Raw genomic sequence first — 18,191 nt, 5'->3', positions numbered from 1 at the left:
GATGGTTCGGTCCCTCGTGATGTGAACGGCCTGGTTCGGCAGGTCGTTATCAATGATGGTTGAACTTATCCAGCGCATGCGCCAGTGCATGGCTGAGCTTCTCTGCGGCACCATCGATGGCAAGTGTCATGGAGTCGGCCTTGTGGGTCGTCGAGATCGGCTCGTGGCCTTTGACCCTGGCCTCCATCTGGCAGCGCTTGTCCTGAGGGCCCTTCTTTCCGCTGTTCTCGTCGTTGAGATGAACTTCGACTCGGGTCAGCTGATCATCGAAACGCTCCAGCTCGCTCTCCACCGTTGCCTTTACGTGCTCCTCCAGGTTGCTGGTTACGTTGACGCTGTGATTGCTGTTCACCAGAATCTGCATGATGTCCTCCTGATTGAATCGCCGGATAGCTCCAGGCAAAGCGCAAAGCGCAAAGGGCACCGGCTACAGAATATCGACGTGGCCAGAATAACCGGGTTCCGCCTGAGCTTGGCAGTCGGACGCGCGGCGCAGTCGCAACTCAATCGCGTTCGTTACGGTACTCGGGGCGCATGGAAAGTCCTTCCTTGAGCGCATGGATCAGCAATCGCACTTTCGGCAGAGGGTACCGTCGCTGCGGATACACGGCCCAGACCGCCGTGTTCGGTGGCTGGTTGGCCTCCAAAAGCGAAACCAGTTCGCCACGGCGTAGCGGTTCTTGTACGTAATAGTCCGGCAGTTGGCAGAGGCCGAAGCCACGCAGCGCGGCGTCGAGCACTGCCTGACCGCTGTTGCAGCGCCAGTTGCCGGTGGGTTTGAAGGGGTGCTCGCGGCCGTCCACTTGAAGCATCCAAGTGTCACCCGTGCCGACCAGGCAGTTATGGCGCGCCAACTCCGACAAGGTGTGTGGCCGCCCGTAGTGCTCAAGATAGGCTGGCGCTGCACAGAGATACATGGCGCGAGGTGCCAGTCGCGTTGCCACCAGACGCGACTCGCTGAGCCGACCGAGGCGTATCGCCAGATCGTAGCCCTCCTGGACCAGGTCAAGGGTGCGGTTCGAGAGTTCGATCTCGACTCGCAGCTGTGGATGCTGCGCCATGAACTCGTTGACCAGCGGTACGATGAAGCGCTCGCCATAAGCCACCGCGGCGGTCATGCGCAGCAGGCCTGTCGGTGAGGCGTGCAGATCGCTGATGGCATGAAAGGCTTCGTCGCGCTCCTCGATCAACCGCTGGCAGCGCGCCAGAAACGTGTGGCCGGCCTCCGTCAGCGATACTCGCCGCGTGGTGCGGTAGAGCAGCCGAGCCTGCAGGCGTTCTTCGAGGCGCGCCACCTGACGGCTGATATGCGAAGACGAAACCCGTAACTGCTCGGCCGCACGCATGAAGCTTGCGCATTCGGCTACGGCGACGAATTCATCAAGACCTTCCCAGCGATTCATCGGTAACTCCTGCAGTGGTAGGGTGTGCCTGATTATCCCCATATGGCAATAATGTTTCCATAATCGAGCCATTAACCCTGGCGGCCAAGCAAACTACACTGCCTGGCACTGTTAACCACTCGCGAGTAGAGTCCATGACCATCAAATCCCGCGCGGCAGTCGCCTTCGCCCCTAATCAACCCTTGCAGATCGTGGAAGTGGACGTCGAGCCGCCCAAGGCCGGTGAGGTGCTGGTGCGTATCGTCGCCTCAGGTGTTTGCCATACCGATGCCTATACGCTGTCCGGTCAGGACTCGGAGGGCGTGTTCCCCTGCATCCTCGGGCATGAGGGTGGCGGTATCGTTGAGGCCGTGGGCGAGGGCGTGACCTCGGTGGCTGTAGGCGATCACGTGATCCCGCTGTATACGGCCGAGTGCGGTCAATGCAAATTCTGTAAATCCAACAAGACCAACCTGTGCAGCTCGGTTCGCGCGACCCAGGGCAAAGGCCTGATGCCGGACGGCACCAGCCGCTTCTCCTACCAGGGCCAGCCGGTCTACCACTACATGGGTTGTTCGACCTTTTCCGAGTACACCGTGCTGCCGGAAGTGTCCGTGGCGGTGATCCCGAAGGAAGCGCCACTGGACAAGGTCTGTCTGCTGGGCTGTGGCGTGACCACCGGTATTGGTGCGGTGCTCAACACCGCCAAGGTGGAGGAGGGCGCCACCGTGGCCATCTTCGGTCTCGGCGGCATCGGCCTGGCGGCAATCATCGGAGCCAAGATGGCCAAGGCTTCGCGCATCATTGGCATCGACATCAACCCGTCCAAGTTCGCCATCGCCGAGGAATTGGGCGCCACCGACTTCGTTAACCCGAAGGACCACGACAAGCCGATCCAGGACGTCATCGTGGAGATGACCGACGGCGGCGTCGATTACAGCTTCGAGTGCATCGGTAACGTGCAGCTGATGCGCGCCGCACTGGAGTGCTGCCACAAGGGCTGGGGGGAGTCGACCATCATTGGCGTGGCGCCGGCCGGTGCGGAGATCAGCACCCGTCCCTTCCAGCTGGTCACCGGGCGGGTCTGGCGTGGCAGTGCCTTCGGTGGGGTCAAGGGGCGCACCGAGCTGCCGAGCTACGTGGAAAAGGCGCAGAAGGGCGAGATCCCGCTGGATACCTTCATCACCCACAATATGGGGCTGGACGAGATCAATAAAGCGTTCGATCTGATGCATGAAGGCAAGAGCATTCGGACCGTCATTCATTTTTGATCAGTATGTCGCGCCGCATCGACCCGGCCCATACCGGCCGATGTGGCGTGCTGCCAGGAGGGCCTATGAGCCTTGAGAACATTTCCTGCCAGAAGAGCTTCGGTGGCTGGCACAAGCGCTATCGGCACCGTTCGACCAGTTTGAACTGCGACATGATCTTCGCGGTATATCTGCCGCCCCAGGCCGAGCAGGGCGAGAAGCTGCCGGTGTTGTACTGGCTGTCCGGCCTGACCTGCTCCGACGAGAACTTTATGCAAAAGGCCGGCGCGCATCGCTTGGCCGCGGAGCTCGGGCTGATCATCGTCGCGCCGGATACCAGTCCACGCGGCCCGGATGTACCGGATGATCCTGCCGCCGCCTACGATTTCGGCCTCGGTGCGGGGTTCTACCTCAACGCCACCGAGGAGCCCTGGGCTCAGCACTACCGTATGCACGATTACGTCGTCGATGAGCTGCCTGCATTGATCGAGGCCAATTTCCCGGTTTCAGACAGGCGCGGCATCAGTGGGCATTCGATGGGTGGGCACGGTGCCCTGGTTTGCGCATTGAGGAATCCGGGGCGCTACCATTCGTTGTCCGCCTTCGCGCCCATCAGCAATCCCGCCGATTGCCCTTGGGGCGAAAAGGCCTTTTCCGGGTATCTGGGCGCGGATCGTTCCCGTTGGCGTGAATGGGATGCCTGCGCGCTGATCGCCAAGGCCGAGGAAAAACTGCCGATCCTGGTGGACCAGGGCGACCGCGATGACTTCATGGCCAATCAGCTCAAGCCCGAGGCGCTCGAAGCTGCCGCCAAGGCTGCGGAGCATTCATTGACGCTGCGCATCCAGCCTGGCTACGACCACAGCTATTACTTCATCGCCAGCTTTATCGACGACCACCTACGCCATCATGCGCGGGCGCTAAAGGCGTAGAGTGTCGGGCGAAGCACCGTCCACGCCTTTGCCCCGGGCCGTCTGATTGACGGGCGCATGGCGGGAGTGATCGCTATGCCCAGAAGCATCACGTACTGTAAGCGGAAGAAAAAAGGCCCGACCGGGTAGCCGGTCGGGCCTTCCATCGCAAGGAGCTAGAGCGACGGATAATCGGTATAGCCTTCGGCACCTTTGGCGTAGAACAGCTCGGGGCGTGGCTCGTTGAGTGGCGCGTTCTGGCGCAGGCGCTGGACCAGGTCAGGATTGGCGATAAAGGGCACGCCGAAGGCCACGGCATCTGCCTTGCCTTCTGCCAGCCAGGCGTTTGCCTGGTCCTTGGTGAAACGTTCGTTGGCGATGTAAACGCCGCCGAAGATCTGCTTGAGTTGCGGTCCTAGGCTATCTTCGCCAACTTTTTCGCGGCTGCAGATGAACGCAATGCCGCGCTTACCCAGTTCGTGGGCGACGTAGCCAAAGGCCTCGGCCAGGTTGGTATCGCCCATGTCATGAAGGTCTGCCCGGGGTGACAGGTGCACGCCCACACGACCGGCTCCCCAGACACTGATCGCGGCGTCGGTCACTTCGAGCATCAGGCGCGCCCGATTTTCCAAGGAGCCGCCGTACTGATCGGTGCGCTGGTTGGTGCTGTCCTGCAGAAACTGATCAAGCAGGTAACCGTTGGCGCCGTGGATCTCGACCCCATCGAAACCGGCTTCGCGTGCATTTTCGGCACCCTTGCGGTATGCCTTGACGATGCCGGCGATTTCAGCCGTTTCCAGCGCACGCGGTATTTCGTAGTTCTTTATCGGGCGAACCAGACTGACATGCCCGGCGGGTTTGATCGCACTGGGCGCAACCGGTAATTCGCCTTCGAGGTAGATCGGATCGGAAATCCGGCCCACGTGCCAGAGCTGCAGCACCATTTTGCCGCCCTTGGCGTGTACCGCATCGGTGACCTTTTTCCAGCCCTGGATCTGCTCGGAGGACCAGATGCCGGGCGTGTCAGGATAGCCGACACCCATCGGCGCGACCGATGTGGCTTCGCTAATGATCAGACCGGCTTCGGCGCGCTGCCCATAGTACTCGGCGATCAGGTCACCGGGCACGCGGCCGGGTTCGGCGCGGCAGCGGGTCAGCGGAGCCATGATGATGCGGTTGTTCAACTCCAGATCGCCAATCTTGATGGGGTCGAAAAGTGTAGGCATAGCGAGGCTGCTCCTGGGGTAGGGGGCGGTTATAACGCTTAGAGTTCCTGACCGATGCGGGTCAGAAAGTCCTGGATGGCTGGCTCATTGCGCTTGAAGAAATGCCACTGGCCGATCTTGCGGTTGGTGATCAGCCCGGCGCGCTGCAGCGTCGCCAGATGAGCGGATACGGTTGATTGCGATAGCCCTGCGCGCTGGTCGATCTGTCCGGCACAGACGCCGTTTTCCAGGGAGTGATGCTGCTCGGAAAAATAGCGTTGAGGTTCCTTCAGCCACTTCAGGATTTCCCGCCGCAGTGGGTGAGCAAGTGCCTTGATGACATCGTCGAGTTCGTCGGGCATCGGTCCGCCTGATTCGTCTGGTTCGGTGTATTGCGATGGGGCGAACTATATATCGTGATTTTCCGATATGGGATCGAACCGGTTGATGGTGTTCATCACGCTCATCGATCCACGGCCGAGAGCATCGCTGCGTATCCGGCTTCACCCGGCGGTCGCGTCCTGTAGAATCGCGGGCTGTCTTTTCAGGGTAATCAGACTATGCGTATCGGCCATGGCTATGACGTGCACCGTTTTGGCGAGGGGGATTTCGTCACGCTGGGTGGCGTGCAGATTCCTCATGGATTCGGCTTGCTCGCCCATTCGGATGGTGATGTGTTGCTCCACGCTTTGAGCGATGCGCTGCTGGGCGCCGCAGCGCTAGGAGACATCGGTAAGCACTTTCCTGATACCGACCCCGCATTCAAGGGTGCCGACAGCCGGGTGCTGCTCCGGCATGTGCTCAAGCAGGTGCAGGCCAAGGGCTGGAAGGTTGGCAACGTGGACGCCACCATCGTCGCGCAGGCACCGAAGATGGCGCCTCATATCGAGATGATGCGCAGCCTGATCGCCGAGGACCTGCAAGTCGGACTGGACCAGGTCAACGTCAAGGCCACCACGACCGAGAAGCTTGGCTTCACCGGGCGTGAAGAAGGCATCGCCGTGCACGCGGTCGCACTGCTGGTCAATGCATGAACGAAGATCAGCTGCTTGGCCCGAGCGCTCACGGTGAGCCCTGTGGCACTGCGGTGCTCAAGGCCGTCGCCGAAGACTTTCAGGTGGACGAGGTCCTGGACATTCCCTTGTCAGGCACAGGCGAGCACCTCTGGCTCTGGGTGGAAAAGCGCAATTTGAATACCGAGGAAGCAGCGCGCCGGATTGCCCGGGCGGCTGGCGTGCCGGCGCGGAGCATCAGCTATGCCGGCCTGAAGGATCGTCAGGCGCTGACCCGTCAGTGGTTCAGCCTGCATCTTCCGGGCAAGGCCGATCCGCAGCTTGGCAAGGCCGAAGACGAAACGCTTAAAATCCTCCAGGCGGGCCGTCATCAACGCAAGCTGCAACGCGGCGCGCATTCTGCCAATGGTTTCACCCTGCGGCTGACCGAGTTACGCGCAGACCGGGCAGTGCTGGACGCTCGCCTCGAGCGAATCAAGACTCACGGCGTCCCTAATTATTTCGGCCTGCAGCGATTTGGTTTCGAGGGCGGCAACGTCCAGGGCGCACGTGAATACGCCAACCGCCAGGAACTGCCGGCTCAACGCAATCTGCGCTCGCGCCTGCTGTCGGCTGGGCGCAGCTACCTGTTCAATCGGGTGCTGGCCAAGCGGGTGGCCGCGGGCAGCTGGAATCAAGCGTTGGTGGGGGATCTGCTTGCGTTTACCGATAGCCGCAGCTTTTTCCCTGCAGGCGAAGCCGAGTGCGCTGATCCTCGGCTGGCACTGCTCGATCTGCACCCCACAGGGCCGCTCTGGGGCGCTGGAGAGTCGCCAGCTACAGGCGAAGTACAAGCGCTTGAGGCACGGACCGCAGTAGCGGAACCGTCAATCGCCAAGTGGCTCGCAGAAGCCGGAATGAAGCATGAGCGGCGCACTCTTCGCCTCCCCATCGGCGGCTTGTCGTGGCATTATCCCGAGCCTGACATTCTGCAACTTGAATTCGTCCTGCCGACCGGGTGCTTCGCCACTGCTGTGGTGCGTGAACTGGTCAGCCTGGCAGGGCAGACGGACATTTGATGCGTATTCTGATCGCCAACGACGACGGGGTGTATGCACCTGGGCTCGCCGCGCTTTATGACGCGCTGGCGGATTACGCCGAGTGCAAGGTGGTTGCCCCAATCCAGGACATGAGCGGCGCCAGCAGCGCATTGACGCTGGATCGCCCGCTTCATCCGATAACCATGCCGAACGGTTTCATCGGCGTGAATGGTACACCCACCGATTGTGTCCATCTGGGTATCAACGGACTGCTGGACGAAGCACCCGATATGGTGGTGTCCGGCATCAACATGGGTGCCAATCTGGGCGACGACGTGCTGTATTCCGGCACCGTGGCAGCGGCCATCGAGGGGCGCTTCACCGGCCAACCCGCGTTCGCGTTTTCGTTGGTGTCCCGGCTGCCCGACAACCTGCCGACCGCCGCCTATGTCGCGCGCAAGCTAGTCGAGCACCAACAGACGCTCGATCTTCCGCCGCGTACCGTGCTCAGCGTCAACGTGCCTAACCTGCCGCTCGATCACATCCGTGGCATCCAGCTGACCCGGCTCGGCCACCGTCGCCGCGCCAAGCCTCCGGTCAAGCAGGCGAACCCGCGAGGTAAGGACGGCTATTGGATTTCGGTCGCCGGTGACGTCGAAGACGGCGGACCGGGTACCGATTTCCATGCGGTGATGCAGGGCTACGTTTCGATCACCCCGCTACAGCTCGACCGGACCTTCCACGAGGCGTTCAAGGGACTCGATAACTGGCTGGAGGGTGTACTGTGAACCACCGCGGACCAGACGACCTGCTGCGCCACGGCACGGGCATGACCTCGCAACGCACCCGTGACCGCCTGATTCAACGGCTTTACGAGGAAGGCCTATCGGACGCGCGCGTTCTCGAAGTCATCCGACGCACACCGCGCCATCTTTTCGTCGATGAAGCCCTGTCCCATCGCGCCTATGAAGATACCGCGCTGCCAATCGGCCACAACCAGACGATTTCGCAGCCATTCATGGTCGCCCGCATGAGTGAACTGTTGCTGGCCAACGGACCACTGGACAAGGTACTGGAGATCGGCACCGGTTCCGGTTACCAGACAGCCGTGTTGGCGCAACTGGTCGAGCGGGTTTTCTCAGTCGAGCGCATCCAGGCGCTGCAAGATCGGGCAAAAGAGCGTCTGGTCGAACTCAAGTTGCGCAACGTGGTCTTTCGCTGGGGTGATGGTTGGGAAGGCTGGCCTGCATTGGCGCCCTACAACGGCATCATCGTTACCGCGGCGGCAGCCGATGTGCCACAGGCCCTGCTCGATCAACTGGCTCCCGGCGGGCGGCTGGTGATACCGGTCGGGGTTGGCGAAGTCCAGCAATTGATGCTGATCATTCGAGAGGAAGACGGTTTTTCCCGCCACCTGCTGGACACCGTGCGCTTCGTGCCGCTGCTCAATGGACCTGTAGTTTGATCTCAGCGGAAGGAAGCATGAAAAACGCGTTGATGTTGTACGCCAAGGGCATGGCCATGGGCGCGGCGGATGTGGTTCCGGGCGTGTCGGGCGGAACAGTAGCCTTCATCACAGGTATCTACGACGAATTGCTGCGTTCCATCGGTGCTGTGCCCAATGCGCTCGGCCCATTGCTGCGTGGTCGCATCAGCGAAGCGTGGCGTATCGCCAACGCGAGTTTTCTGCTGGTGCTGTTCGCCGGCATCCTAACCAGCGTGCTCAGCTTGGCCAAGCTGATCACCTATCTGCTGGAGCATCATCCGATTCCGGTCTGGTCGTTTTTCTTCGGTCTGATTCTGGTTTCGGTGCATCTGGTCAGCAAAGAAATCCAAAGACGCAGCGTGTCACGTCTGGTCAGCCTGTGCGCAGGGATCGGCTTTGCCTACTGGATTACCGTCGCGGCACCCATGCAATGGAGCGCGAGCAGCATCAGTCTGTTCTTTGCCGGCGCCATCGCCATTTGCGCGATGATCCTGCCAGGTATTTCCGGTAGCTTCATCCTGGTACTACTTGGGCTATATCCAGTCATTCTAGGGGCCGTCAAGGCTTTGGACCTGGGAGTCATGCTGACCTTCGCGGCGGGATGTCTTGTCGGCCTGCTGAGTTTCGCCCGCTTGCTGAGCTGGGTGTTGTTGCGTTGGCGGGATCTCACCCTGGCGTTCCTGACCGGGTTGATGCTCGGCTCGCTGAACAAGGTATGGCCGTGGAAGGAAACCTTGACCTGGCGCCTGGATTCCCATGGTCAGCGGGTGCCACTAGTCGAGCAGAACTTGCTGCCCGGTACTTATGGCGAGCTGACCGGACAGGATCCGCAGCTGTTGCTGGCCGTACTGTTGGCGGTGGCTGGCGTTGCCCTCGTGCTCGGACTCGAGTGGTTCGCCGGACGGCGTCAGCCACTGGCGGAAACGGTCTGAACAGTCTTGTCGATCAAAGGGAGCGAGCAGTGAAGCTCACAGCCACCATGCGGTGGATAAGCACTTCGTCCATCCGTTGCGCACTTGCCGCCATCGTGGCGGCTACCTTGCTTGCCGGGTGTGCCAGCTCACCTTCGGGTGGCGTGCATGTCGTGGATCGTAATAGTCGCGATCGTGTGACCAGTGGCCAGTATGTCGTCCAGCGCGGCGATACGCTGTGGTCGATCGCCTTTCGCTTTGGCTGGGATTGGCGCGATCTGGCACGGGTCAACGGCATCAGCCCGCCTCATGTCATTTATCCGGGACAGACGATTCGTTTCAGTGGGCAGGCACCACGGACCGTAGCCACCCGTCCGGCTCCTCCTGCGCCAAGTTCTAAGCCTGTGGTGGTCGCGACACCGGTCCCGACGCCACCGCCTTTGACCCGGCCCAGCGTGCCGGCGCCCAAAACGCCCGTGGCGACCACACCGGTCACTCCTGTAACCCGCTCCGCAAGTGGCTGGGCCTGGCCTGCGGGCGGTACTGTAATAGGCCGGTTTTCCTCAAACGGCAGTTTGAATAAAGGCATTGATATCGCCGGGGAATTAGGACAGCCTGTTTTAGCTGCTTCTGATGGGGCTGTTGTGTACGCCGGTAGTGGTTTACGGGGTTACGGCGAACTTGTGATCATCAAGCACAGCGATACCTATGTAAGTGCCTACGGTCATAACCGCAGGCTGCTGGTTCAGGAGGGTCAACAAGTCAAGGCTGGGCAAAGAATTGCCGAGATGGGATCGACTGGAACCGACCGGGTGAAGCTGCATTTCGAGATTCGCCGCCAAGGCAAACCCGTAGATCCTCTGCAATACCTACCCAAGCGCTGATTTGTATTATTTTCCTGTTCCGGCACTAGGAGGGGCTTGAGCGTTACCAGGGAGTGCGTGTCGCCCGAGCCTGTTGTCGAACTCAGAACAGGAAAACAATAATGGCTCTCAAAAAAGAAGTGCCGGAGTTTGACGTAGACGATGCCGTTCTACTCATGGAACCTTCCGCGGAGGTCGAACCGATCGGTGACCTGCCTCGCGTCGGTTCAGCTGGCACCCGATCCAAGACCGCAACTGTCAAGCAACACAAGTTCATCGATTACACCCGGGCGCTCGACGCCACTCAGCTGTACCTCAACGAAATCGGATTTTCTCCTCTCCTGACTCCCGAACAGGAAGTGCATTACGCACGCCTCGCGCAAAAGGGCGATCCGGCGGGGCGCAAGCGCATGATCGAAAGCAACCTGCGATTGGTGGTGAAGATTGCTCGGCGCTACGTGAACCGGGGGTTGTCATTGCTGGATCTGGTCGAGGAGGGCAACCTTGGGCTGATTCGGGCTGTCGAGAAATTCGATCCCGAGCGTGGTTTCCGTTTCTCCACCTACGCCACTTGGTGGATTCGACAGACCATCGAGCGGGCGATCATGAACCAGACCCGCACCATTCGCCTGCCGATACATGTGGTCAAGGAACTGAACGTCTATCTGCGCGCCGCCCGTGAGCTGACCCAGAAGCTCGATCACGAACCCAGCCCGGAGGAGATCGCCAATCTGCTCGAAAAGCCGGTTGCAGAGGTTAAACGGATGCTGGGGCTCAATGAACGTGTGACTTCGGTGGATGTATCGCTAGGGCCAGACACGGACAAGACGTTGCTTGACACACTGACCGACGACCGGCCGAGTGATCCTTGCGATCTGCTGCTCGACGATGACCTGTCAGAGAGCATCGACCAGTGGTTGTCCGATCTGACCGAGAAGCAGCGTGAAGTGGTAATCCGCCGCTTCGGTTTGCGTGGTCATGAGAGCTGCACTTTAGAGGAAGTTGGCCAGGAAATCGGCTTGACCCGTGAGCGGGTACGGCAGATCCAGGTCGAGGCACTCAAACGCTTGCGTGAAATTCTTGAGCGTAACGGCCTTTCGAGCGAATCCCTGTTCCGTTAACGCCCCCGTACTACCCCTTGCCGAGCGGCAAGGGGTGCATTCTCCTCACTCCTCACCCGTTATGGACACTTTGCCATGGCGCTTTTGAATGCGGAGGTGGAGGCGAATCAATCGATAGGGTTAACCCTCGCTCCGCCGTCTTTCCGTTGAAGCTTCTCGGTATGTAAGCATTCGCTTACAAGATGTGTAAGCAATGCCCGAAAAAGCATCCAAGACGATCGCCTTTGAGAAAATTTAAACAGCTATGTGTATGATTTATAAAGAATTTTATAACTAGTAAAATAAAGACCAAATTGCCATCATGCATTTTTCCGAGTTGCTGTTGTCGTCCAAAGCCTTAATATCGCACCCGTACTTAAGGACAAGTACAGCCGGCAAGGATGTCGGTCTGGAACAGCCGCTGGATGCGGTTTCATCAGGACGATGAGTAGGAAAAAAGGGAAGTAGGGAAGGAGGCGGGCGGGGCTTAAACCCCGCCCCTTTTTTTTGCCTACGATTTGGCGGTGCCGGTTTGCCGAACGACCGGTCTCTTGAGAGGCCTAACGTGGGTGACACAACTCAGAGGAATTCACCATGAACGGCAACGACCCGAACGAACCTACCCAGCCCGGGCAAGACCAGGAAGACCAGATCAAACGCCGCCCAGACGAGGCTGATGAAGATCACCTGGACGAAGCACTGGAAGAAACCTTTCCAGCAAGCGATCCCATCTCCCCATAGGCTAGAACCGCCAGGGATTGCCCTTTCAGTTTCTCTCCTCAGCCAGTCGCTGAATTAGCGCGGGGAGCACCTGTTCGCGCAGCAGTGGGGCGAGATGTTCCTGTTGCTGTGCCTGCAGTTCAAGCCAGTCCAGTGCCTCGATCTCGGCCTGAACCCGTACCTTGTCTACCAGCCGACCGACGAAGACATCGGCCTGCACCCAGTGATCCGGCTCGTTGGCTGCACGCGCCTGGAAGTGGCCCAGCGACCGCAGCTGCGACGCTTCTATTGCTAGATCCAACTCCTCTCGAAGCTCACGTTTGAGTGCCTGCAACGGAATCTCCCCAGGTTCGATCTTGCCGCCAGGCAACATGAATAGGCGAGTGCCGCGTTTGCGTACGACCAGTACTCGACCGCTGTCATCGAGCAGACAGGCCGTAGCAATTTTCAGAACAGTGGAGGTCATGCGATCTCTCTCGTTATCGTGCCATAGGGCCATGAGCGTCTTGTTTCGGTTGTAACGATGTAGGCGGGAGGCTAATGCCTCGGGCAGTGTCGTGGCTTCGCTGAAGCCCAGATGTTGATAAAACGCCATTAGCTTGGGTTCACAGAACAGCCAGACAGGGCCTCCGCACTCGGCTAAGACCCGGGTCACTAAGCGTTTCGCCAGACCTTGGTCGCGCCGGCTGGGCGCGACCAGTAACCCAGTCAGCCAGTGGCCGTCATCCACGGGACTCAGGCACAGCCCTGCGACAATATCCGGATGCCCCGCAACCCAACAGCGGGCGCGGGCTGGCACCCGCATGTGGGTGCCGTGGGCTCGGTAGAACTTATTGAGCAACGGGTGGCAGGCAATTGAAAGCTGACGCAGCTGGAGTTCGGACATGAGTGCTCCCTGACGACGCTGCGCATGGTAACCGATGCTTGTCGTAGGGGGGGCTGCCAGCGCTCTACGGCTGGCTGAGGGGGCGTTCGTTCCGTTCATCCGAAGTATGCAATTTTTCGCCGTTGCGCAGGTTCTTAAGCGAACAGCCCTCCAACAAGGACATAACAATATGTTGGATCTAGCGATAGTGGCGGCCTTCATTCTCTATGGTCTGGGTTCTGGCTTGCGCGCACGGGGCAAGGCGTCCCAAAGCCTCGACGAATATTTCCTTGCGGGTCGAACGATTAAAGGCTGGAAGGCGGGATTTTCCATGGCCGCGACCCAGTTCGCGGCCGATACGCCTCTGCTGGTAACCGGCCTGGTTGCTACCGCCGGCGTCTTTGCCCTTTGGCGCCTTTGGATCTACGGCCTCGCATTCCTGCTAATGGCATTCGTGTTTGCGGTGTGCTGGCGACGTGCCGGCGTATTGACCGATGCCGAGCTGACCCGCGTGCGATATAGCGGCAAGGGCGTCACGCCGCTGCGCCTGCTCAAGGCGATCTACTACGGTACGGTAATCAACTGCGTGGTGCTGGCGATGGTATTGGTAGCAGCCATCCGCATCGCCGAGGTATTTCTGCCTTGGCATCTTTGGCTGCCGGCAGGGCTCTACGAGCCCATTGTGAGTTTCGTTTCCAGTGCCGGGATTCAGCTTGGCGAGAGCATCACCGGACTGAGCCCGGCGATGATGAGCGCCAATAACCTGATATCTATTCTCCTGATTCTCTCGTTCACCGCCATGTATTCGATTACCGGTGGATTGCGGGCCGTGGTCCAGACGGATGTGATGCAGTTCAGCTTGGCCATGATAGGCACGTTGCTATATGCCTGGTTCGTCGTTGATGCTGCTGGTGGCCTAGGTGGGCTGACGGATCGCATTGTCGAGCTTTATGGCGCCGATCAGGCCAGCAAGATGTTGTCCTTCGCACCGCCCGCCGATGCAGGCGAGGCACTAATGCCGTTTTTGGTGATTGTCGGACTGCAATGGTTTTTTCAGATGAATTCCGACGGCACCGGCTATCTCGCGCAGCGAAGCATGGCGTGTCCGACTGACCGCGATGCGCGCATTGCCGGCCTGGTGTTCACCTGGTTGCAGATTTTTCTGCGCAGCCTGTTCTGGATGGCTATTGCGATCGGCCTGTTGGTGCTCTATCCGTTCACGCCGGGAGAAATGGCCGGCGACGGTTTCACCGCAGGGCGTGAAGCGCTTTTCGTGCAGGGTATCGAAGACCTGCTGCCGCCGGGTGTGCGCGGCTTGATGTTGGTTGGCCTGCTGGCTGCACTGGCCTCCACCGTCGATACGCATCTCAACTGGGGCGCCTCCTACTGGAGCAACGACGTTTATGGCGGTGTGTTTGCACCACATGTGCTGAAGCGCAAGCCACGGGACCGCGAATTGGTGATCGTGGCGCGGTTGTCCAACGTGCTGATTCTGATCATCGCGATGATTATCATGGCGAATCTGGGCTCGATCCAGACTGCCTGGTTCATTTCGCTATTGTTCGGGGCGGGTATGGGGTCGGTATTGGTGCTGCGATGGCTCTGGGAGCGTATCAATCTCTATTCGGAACTGACCGCAATGGGCGTTTCGCTGATCACTGCGCCTTTGCTGCTTTACTATCTGGGTACTGATCCGGAGCGCGAGTGGGTGCGCCTCGGCATCATGGCGCTGGTCACCACGACCGCAGCCATCCTGGTCACCTTCGTCACGCCTGCGACTGACGATGCAACGCTCAAGCGCTTCTATCGCCGGGTGCGCCCGTTTGGTTTCTGGCAGCACGCGGCAATGCTCAACGGCGTAGCCGCAACGGTGTCGGTCAAGGCGCTTGGTACGCGGCTATCAGCCGTTGCGATCACGGCAATTTCGCTATTCTCCTTATTGGTCGGTGTGGGTCGCTTGATGTTTCCTTCACCGGAGAGCAGTGCTTTGCTCGGCTGGGTATGTGTGGCGCTAGGCCTGTTGCTGATACCGGTATGGCTGCGTATTGCCATGGGGCGACAGTTCGACAGCGATCCGGAAGATGAACCATTGCCAGACGATTCGACGCAAGGTATTAGCGCTCGGGTTGACTGATATTGCCGTATGGTTTGCGTTATTAATCGTTTCGTTAGTTTCTGATTTGCTGTTTCGTTTGATGTGTGGAAGAGCACTTGGAACGGTCAGGTCGGTGTGGTTTTTATAACTAGCGAAACGGATAATCTAAAATAAATATCGTTAATAATCAATAAATTGATAGACATACCTAAAATAAAGTGAACAGTTCATACATGCCCATGTCACTAACTATGCGCATCGCGCAATTGCGTATTCCGCCATAGCTAGAACAAGAGGTGTTGTCATGAACCGACTTTTCAAAACTTCCCTCCTGGTAGCCGCCATGTTTCCAGCGCTCGCCGTTGCCGCTCCGGTGGCAGGTGATCGCGAAGTTACCTTAAGCGGCGCGGGCAGTAGTGATAAGGACTTCGACGATACAGTGTTCTCCGTACAGGGTAGTTGGGGTACTTATCTGGATGAGGCTTCCATGTGGGGCATCCGGCAAACCGTAAATGCACGAGACTCAGAGGGAGAAAGTGTCCAGTTCGACGGCTCGACCCGTGTGTTTTACGACTATCACTTTGGCAGTGGCAAGACTCGTCCGTTTATCGGTGTGAGTGCCGGCGGCATCTACGGCGAAGAGGTTGACGAGACGTTCATGGGCGGGCCAGAGCTTGGCATCAAGTATTGGGTGCAGGATAAGACCTTCGTCACCGCAATGGCTGAATATCAATTCCTGTTCAAAAGTGGGAGCGATGCGCGCGATCGTTACGACGATGGCGCGTTCTTCTACAGCGTTGGTATTGGTTATAACTACTGAGGCCGACGAGTGCGATGCCCCTGTGGCATCGCACTCAGCCGTTCCATTACCTGCCTGGCGAGCGGTTTGATCAGTTCTCCGTCAGCATCTTCAAAAAGTTTTGCAAGGCCAATCCAGGTTCATCATCTTCCGAGGTGATCATTCGGATACCCCATTGGCTGAGAATTTCTTCCTGCACCGGATTGGGCTTGTGCGAGAAAACATATGAGATCGGTCGGACTCCAACAGTCTCATGCTCATTCCACATTTTCGATAGTTTGTAGAATAACAATCGGATATTGGTATCGGAGAGGCTGTAGCCGATAAACAGAACGGCTTTACTCAAGGTGTCGGCGCGTAATTTGATATCGAGTGGTGTTTCGAACTGCAACCGTTCGTAATAGCTTGTCTCATCCAGCACGATCGAGTCGTCATCATCGAAGTCGCCGTGAAACTTTACGATTTGCCGGACGCCGTCGCGGGCCTTTACCAAGTCACTTGCATTGGCGATCTTGATGTAACCGACGCCATGCGCATCGTGGGCGTTCTCGAGCCAGCGGTCGTAATTGGTTGTGTATATGGCCGGGAATCGGCCCTGAACGATCAGGCGGTGAATCTCAGAGTTGCGAATCTCGATGTTCTTATGCCATTCACGGTCCATCCAGCTGCGCAGCGGGCCGATGTTGCCTTTCTTGATCCGATAATATTCGGCGAGCGAGAGGAAGTTTCCATAGGTATCGAAAACGTCCGGGTCGTAATCAAGCTGTTGAGCGATTTCGTCTATCAGCTTTCGCCATGGCGGCAGCCCGATATTCGCTGATACGCCGGAACCTACGAAAAGGATCAGACGGTTATTCCGATACGCCTCCAACAGCTTCTGCATCGACTACCTCTCAGATCCCACGCAAATGAGTGATAAAGGCTTCCAATGCCTGCTTGCGCATGGACAAGTCGTTATGCACACCACCCAATTCGGCGAAGGTGCAGGAATAGCCGTCCGGAACGAACACGTTGTCCCACTCGAAGCCTTCTTCTCCCGCCGGCTCACGGGAAATCCTGCCAGCGACCTCGCCCTTGAAAAAGTGCCGCTTGCGGCCGTCGCAGTAGCCGATCAGGGTGCGTGCCACCGCTGAGGGATCCTCCAGATTACCGATCAGTTCAGAGAAGCGCACCGCATGCAAACGGTCCCAGAACGTTTGGGTCAGCCCACCGGGAAAACCATTCAGGCTATTGATGAACAGACCGGAATGCTCTACGAAAACCGGCTTGCCTATCAGCTTGAAGGCTTGCAGCAGCTTATCGCTGACCAGCAGGTTCAGATCCTCGGTCTGCGTTTCAACGATGCGTACCGGAAAGTTGATGATCTCGACGCCGTTCTGCCTAAGAAACTCTCCTGTCTCGCGAATTTTCTGCTCGTTGACCGAAGCAAAGCGGATCTTCATGTCAGTTACCTGGCTGCGTTATGCGGAATTCCGGATGCCGCAGGACGTGCGTCTTGCCCCACACAGGTATGACGCAGCGATATGCCCAGGGTTCGGCCTTCAGCCCATCGGGTCGCTTGGGTATAGGCGGCGACTACTACGGATGCACTGGGCAACCTCGCCGCCCGGCTTGGAGAATGCGCTCTGCCGGCACTCGTAACTGCACCAGCAGATAGTCAGCAAAGTCCGTTGAATAGCCCTGCCTGGCAATGGCCTGGGCCATGCATTCGAGCCAGGCATCACGCTCGATTTCGCCTACCGTCCAACGCGTATGGAATTGCGGGATGCTGATGCTGCCGAATTTCTCCGCGTAACGGCGCGGCCCTCCCAGCCAGCCGCTGAGAAACGCCGCCAGCCGTTCGCGTGAATTGCTCAGGTCCTGCGGGTACAGGCGACGCACGCAATTGGCTGCTTCGGTTTCGTCCATGATTCGATAGAAATCGGCAACCAGCCTCTCGATGCCGGCCTCGCCGCCAGCGGCCTGGAATGAGGCGTCACCGACGCCAAACGGAACGATTGTATTCATAAGCTGACCTTGAAATGGAGGCTTTACCGCCGGGGATTGATCCAGAGCAATGGATGCGATTCCAGCAGTCAGATCCTGTTGGGTGTTGGTCTATGCTGTTTTCATTACTTGATGGAGGCCCACTATGCGCAACATTCTTCTAGCTTACGACGGTTCGGACAACGCCAAACGAGCACTGCAGTACATCATCGATTTCGCCACCGATGCGCCTAAGTCGCTCCAGGTGCATGTCTTGAATGTGCAGCAGGAGCCGGTGCTCTATGGTGAGTTCGTCACGGCGGATACGGTTGAAGAGCTGAACAAGAGTTTTCTCGACAAGTCGCGCCGTACCCTGACAGAAGCCGCTGCGGCGTTGCAGACGGCCGGGATCGCGCATCAGACCCATGCGATTCTGGGCAACGTAGCCGAGCAGGTGAACGATGCGGTGCAGCGGTTCGGATGCGACACCGTGGTGATGGGTACACGCGGCCTGGGCAGTTTTACCGGCATGCTGATGGGTTCGGTTGCCAACCGCGTGGTTCATGAGGTCTCGGTGCCGGTACTGCTGGTGAAGTGACCGGCACCA

21 protein-coding genes are annotated in these 18,191 nt (G+C 58.7%); 13 read left to right on the top strand and 8 right to left on the bottom strand.

Annotation, left to right across the window (positions count from 1 at the left end):
• Nucleotides 1-49 precede the first annotated feature (49 nt).
• Together raiA and MCB86_RS09225 are read right to left on the bottom strand one after the other, a co-directional pair.
• Nucleotides 50-364 (bottom strand): ribosome-associated translation inhibitor RaiA, encoded by a 315-nt coding sequence (raiA, locus tag MCB86_RS09230; protein ID WP_045161304.1) that lies wholly within the window; start codon nucleotides 362-364, stop codon nucleotides 50-52.
• 139 nt (nucleotides 365-503) lie between these two features.
• Nucleotides 504-1,403, bottom strand: coding sequence for a LysR family transcriptional regulator (locus MCB86_RS09225; RefSeq protein ID WP_239610693.1), 900 nt, complete (start codon nucleotides 1,401-1,403; stop codon nucleotides 504-506).
• Nucleotides 1,404-1,537: 134 nt separating this feature from the next.
• On the opposite strand from MCB86_RS09225, the gene MCB86_RS09220 reads away from it, so the two are divergent.
• A complete protein-coding gene (locus MCB86_RS09220) occupies nucleotides 1,538-2,653 on the top strand; it encodes an S-(hydroxymethyl)glutathione dehydrogenase/class III alcohol dehydrogenase (protein WP_045161306.1) in 1,116 nt (371 codons plus the stop codon).
• A 65-nt stretch (nucleotides 2,654-2,718) separates the two neighbouring features.
• Nucleotides 2,719-3,564 (top strand): S-formylglutathione hydrolase, encoded by an 846-nt coding sequence (fghA, locus tag MCB86_RS09215; protein WP_239610692.1) that lies wholly within the window; start codon nucleotides 2,719-2,721, stop codon nucleotides 3,562-3,564.
• 155 nt (nucleotides 3,565-3,719) lie between these two features.
• On the opposite strand, the gene MCB86_RS09210 is transcribed toward fghA, so the two are convergent.
• Nucleotides 3,720-4,769 (bottom strand): alkene reductase, encoded by a 1,050-nt coding sequence (locus MCB86_RS09210; RefSeq protein WP_239610691.1) that lies wholly within the window; start codon nucleotides 4,767-4,769, stop codon nucleotides 3,720-3,722.
• Nucleotides 4,770-4,807: 38 nt separating this feature from the next.
• Nucleotides 4,808-5,110 (bottom strand): metalloregulator ArsR/SmtB family transcription factor, encoded by a 303-nt coding sequence (locus tag MCB86_RS09205; RefSeq protein WP_239610690.1) that lies wholly within the window; start codon nucleotides 5,108-5,110, stop codon nucleotides 4,808-4,810.
• Between the two features lie 198 nt (nucleotides 5,111-5,308).
• On the opposite strand from MCB86_RS09205, the gene ispF reads away from it, so the two are divergent.
• From ispF to MCB86_RS09165, 8 genes are all read left to right on the top strand, one after another.
• Nucleotides 5,309-5,782, top strand: coding sequence for a 2-C-methyl-D-erythritol 2,4-cyclodiphosphate synthase (gene ispF, locus MCB86_RS09200; protein ID WP_045161310.1), 474 nt, complete (start codon nucleotides 5,309-5,311; stop codon nucleotides 5,780-5,782).
• Nucleotides 5,779-6,819 carry a tRNA pseudouridine(13) synthase TruD gene (gene truD / locus MCB86_RS09195; RefSeq protein ID WP_239610689.1) on the top strand — a complete coding sequence of 347 codons (1,041 nt, stop codon included), beginning with the start codon at nucleotides 5,779-5,781 and terminating at the stop codon, nucleotides 6,817-6,819. Before ispF ends, truD begins: the two co-directional genes overlap by 4 nt.
• On the top strand, nucleotides 6,819-7,568 hold the full coding sequence (gene surE, locus MCB86_RS09190) for a 5'/3'-nucleotidase SurE (RefSeq protein ID WP_045161312.1): 750 nt from the start codon (nucleotides 6,819-6,821) through the stop codon (nucleotides 7,566-7,568). Before truD ends, surE begins: the two co-directional genes overlap by 1 nt.
• Before the next feature lie 41 nt (nucleotides 7,569-7,609).
• Nucleotides 7,610-8,245 (top strand): protein-L-isoaspartate(D-aspartate) O-methyltransferase, encoded by a 636-nt coding sequence (locus MCB86_RS09185; protein WP_045161325.1) that lies wholly within the window; start codon nucleotides 7,610-7,612, stop codon nucleotides 8,243-8,245.
• Nucleotides 8,246-8,262: 17 nt separating this feature from the next.
• Complete coding sequence (locus MCB86_RS09180) at nucleotides 8,263-9,198, top strand: DUF368 domain-containing protein (protein WP_045161313.1); 936 nt, start codon at nucleotides 8,263-8,265, stop codon at nucleotides 9,196-9,198.
• A 29-nt stretch (nucleotides 9,199-9,227) separates the two neighbouring features.
• A complete protein-coding gene (locus MCB86_RS09175) occupies nucleotides 9,228-10,061 on the top strand; it encodes a peptidoglycan DD-metalloendopeptidase family protein (protein WP_239610688.1) in 834 nt (277 codons plus the stop codon).
• Nucleotides 10,062-10,162: 101 nt separating this feature from the next.
• Nucleotides 10,163-11,161 carry an RNA polymerase sigma factor RpoS gene (gene rpoS, locus MCB86_RS09170; protein ID WP_045161315.1) on the top strand — a complete coding sequence of 333 codons (999 nt, stop codon included), beginning with the start codon at nucleotides 10,163-10,165 and terminating at the stop codon, nucleotides 11,159-11,161.
• Nucleotides 11,162-11,734: 573 nt separating this feature from the next.
• On the top strand, nucleotides 11,735-11,881 hold the full coding sequence (locus MCB86_RS09165; protein WP_155397653.1) for a hypothetical protein: 147 nt from the start codon (nucleotides 11,735-11,737) through the stop codon (nucleotides 11,879-11,881).
• 25 nt (nucleotides 11,882-11,906) lie between these two features.
• On the opposite strand, the gene MCB86_RS09160 is transcribed toward MCB86_RS09165, so the two are convergent.
• Nucleotides 11,907-12,746, bottom strand: coding sequence for a GNAT family N-acetyltransferase (locus MCB86_RS09160; protein ID WP_239610687.1), 840 nt, complete (start codon nucleotides 12,744-12,746; stop codon nucleotides 11,907-11,909).
• 169 nt (nucleotides 12,747-12,915) lie between these two features.
• Here MCB86_RS09160 and MCB86_RS09155 point away from each other — a divergent pair, with 169 nt between their 5' ends.
• Both MCB86_RS09155 and MCB86_RS09150 read left to right on the top strand, forming a co-directional pair.
• Nucleotides 12,916-14,859 (top strand): sodium:solute symporter family protein, encoded by a 1,944-nt coding sequence (locus MCB86_RS09155; protein WP_045162930.1) that lies wholly within the window; start codon nucleotides 12,916-12,918, stop codon nucleotides 14,857-14,859.
• A gap of 265 nt (nucleotides 14,860-15,124) precedes the next feature.
• Nucleotides 15,125-15,640, top strand: coding sequence for a hypothetical protein (locus MCB86_RS09150; RefSeq protein ID WP_045162929.1), 516 nt, complete (start codon nucleotides 15,125-15,127; stop codon nucleotides 15,638-15,640).
• A gap of 70 nt (nucleotides 15,641-15,710) precedes the next feature.
• Here the strand turns inward: MCB86_RS09150 and MCB86_RS09145 are convergent, their stop codons facing one another.
• From MCB86_RS09145 to MCB86_RS09135, 3 genes are all read right to left on the bottom strand, one after another.
• Nucleotides 15,711-16,502: an SIR2 family protein gene (locus MCB86_RS09145; RefSeq protein ID WP_045162928.1), complete on the bottom strand. Its 792-nt coding sequence runs from the start codon at nucleotides 16,500-16,502 to the stop codon at nucleotides 15,711-15,713.
• A gap of 10 nt (nucleotides 16,503-16,512) precedes the next feature.
• Complete coding sequence (locus MCB86_RS09140; RefSeq protein WP_239610686.1) at nucleotides 16,513-17,061, bottom strand: non-canonical purine NTP pyrophosphatase; 549 nt, start codon at nucleotides 17,059-17,061, stop codon at nucleotides 16,513-16,515.
• A 136-nt stretch (nucleotides 17,062-17,197) separates the two neighbouring features.
• On the bottom strand, nucleotides 17,198-17,626 hold the full coding sequence (locus tag MCB86_RS09135; RefSeq protein WP_239610685.1) for a group II truncated hemoglobin: 429 nt from the start codon (nucleotides 17,624-17,626) through the stop codon (nucleotides 17,198-17,200).
• A gap of 124 nt (nucleotides 17,627-17,750) precedes the next feature.
• Here MCB86_RS09135 and MCB86_RS09130 point away from each other — a divergent pair, with 124 nt between their 5' ends.
• Nucleotides 17,751-18,182 (top strand): universal stress protein, encoded by a 432-nt coding sequence (locus MCB86_RS09130; RefSeq protein ID WP_239610684.1) that lies wholly within the window; start codon nucleotides 17,751-17,753, stop codon nucleotides 18,180-18,182.
• The last annotated feature ends 9 nt before the right edge of the window (nucleotides 18,183-18,191 follow it).

This window comes from Pseudomonas sp. KSR10 (genome assembly GCF_022355455.1).
Classification (GTDB): Bacteria; Pseudomonadota; Gammaproteobacteria; order Pseudomonadales; family Pseudomonadaceae; genus Stutzerimonas; species Stutzerimonas stutzeri_E.
The sequence above is the reverse complement of the archived record's forward strand: the minus strand, read 5'-3'. Positions and strand labels throughout refer to the sequence as shown.

Excerpts from the sequence above, each read along its gene's own strand:
- MCB86_RS09130 (WP_239610684.1), top strand. The coding sequence starts at position 17,751 with ATGCGCAACATTCTTCTAGCTTACGACGGTTCGGACAACGCCAAACGA.
- MCB86_RS09225 (WP_239610693.1), bottom strand. The coding sequence starts at position 1,403 with ATGAATCGCTGGGAAGGTCTTGATGAATTCGTCGCCGTAGCCGAATGC.
- MCB86_RS09185 (WP_045161325.1), top strand. The coding sequence starts at position 7,610 with ATGACCTCGCAACGCACCCGTGACCGCCTGATTCAACGGCTTTACGAG.
- MCB86_RS09155 (WP_045162930.1), top strand. The coding sequence starts at position 12,916 with ATGTTGGATCTAGCGATAGTGGCGGCCTTCATTCTCTATGGTCTGGGT.
- MCB86_RS09135 (WP_239610685.1), bottom strand. The coding sequence starts at position 17,626 with ATGAATACAATCGTTCCGTTTGGCGTCGGTGACGCCTCATTCCAGGCC.
- MCB86_RS09160 (WP_239610687.1), bottom strand. The coding sequence starts at position 12,746 with ATGTCCGAACTCCAGCTGCGTCAGCTTTCAATTGCCTGCCACCCGTTG.
- MCB86_RS09145 (WP_045162928.1), bottom strand. The coding sequence starts at position 16,502 with ATGCAGAAGCTGTTGGAGGCGTATCGGAATAACCGTCTGATCCTTTTC.
- MCB86_RS09150 (WP_045162929.1), top strand. The coding sequence starts at position 15,125 with ATGAACCGACTTTTCAAAACTTCCCTCCTGGTAGCCGCCATGTTTCCA.
- surE (WP_045161312.1), top strand. The coding sequence starts at position 6,819 with ATGCGTATTCTGATCGCCAACGACGACGGGGTGTATGCACCTGGGCTC.
- MCB86_RS09165 (WP_155397653.1), top strand. The coding sequence starts at position 11,735 with ATGAACGGCAACGACCCGAACGAACCTACCCAGCCCGGGCAAGACCAG.
- fghA (WP_239610692.1), top strand. The coding sequence starts at position 2,719 with ATGAGCCTTGAGAACATTTCCTGCCAGAAGAGCTTCGGTGGCTGGCAC.
- MCB86_RS09180 (WP_045161313.1), top strand. The coding sequence starts at position 8,263 with ATGAAAAACGCGTTGATGTTGTACGCCAAGGGCATGGCCATGGGCGCG.
- MCB86_RS09140 (WP_239610686.1), bottom strand. The coding sequence starts at position 17,061 with ATGAAGATCCGCTTTGCTTCGGTCAACGAGCAGAAAATTCGCGAGACA.
- ispF (WP_045161310.1), top strand. The coding sequence starts at position 5,309 with ATGCGTATCGGCCATGGCTATGACGTGCACCGTTTTGGCGAGGGGGAT.
- MCB86_RS09205 (WP_239610690.1), bottom strand. The coding sequence starts at position 5,110 with ATGCCCGACGAACTCGACGATGTCATCAAGGCACTTGCTCACCCACTG.
- MCB86_RS09210 (WP_239610691.1), bottom strand. The coding sequence starts at position 4,769 with ATGCCTACACTTTTCGACCCCATCAAGATTGGCGATCTGGAGTTGAAC.
- raiA (WP_045161304.1), bottom strand. The coding sequence starts at position 364 with ATGCAGATTCTGGTGAACAGCAATCACAGCGTCAACGTAACCAGCAAC.
- MCB86_RS09220 (WP_045161306.1), top strand. The coding sequence starts at position 1,538 with ATGACCATCAAATCCCGCGCGGCAGTCGCCTTCGCCCCTAATCAACCC.
- truD (WP_239610689.1), top strand. The coding sequence starts at position 5,779 with ATGAACGAAGATCAGCTGCTTGGCCCGAGCGCTCACGGTGAGCCCTGT.
- rpoS (WP_045161315.1), top strand. The coding sequence starts at position 10,163 with ATGGCTCTCAAAAAAGAAGTGCCGGAGTTTGACGTAGACGATGCCGTT.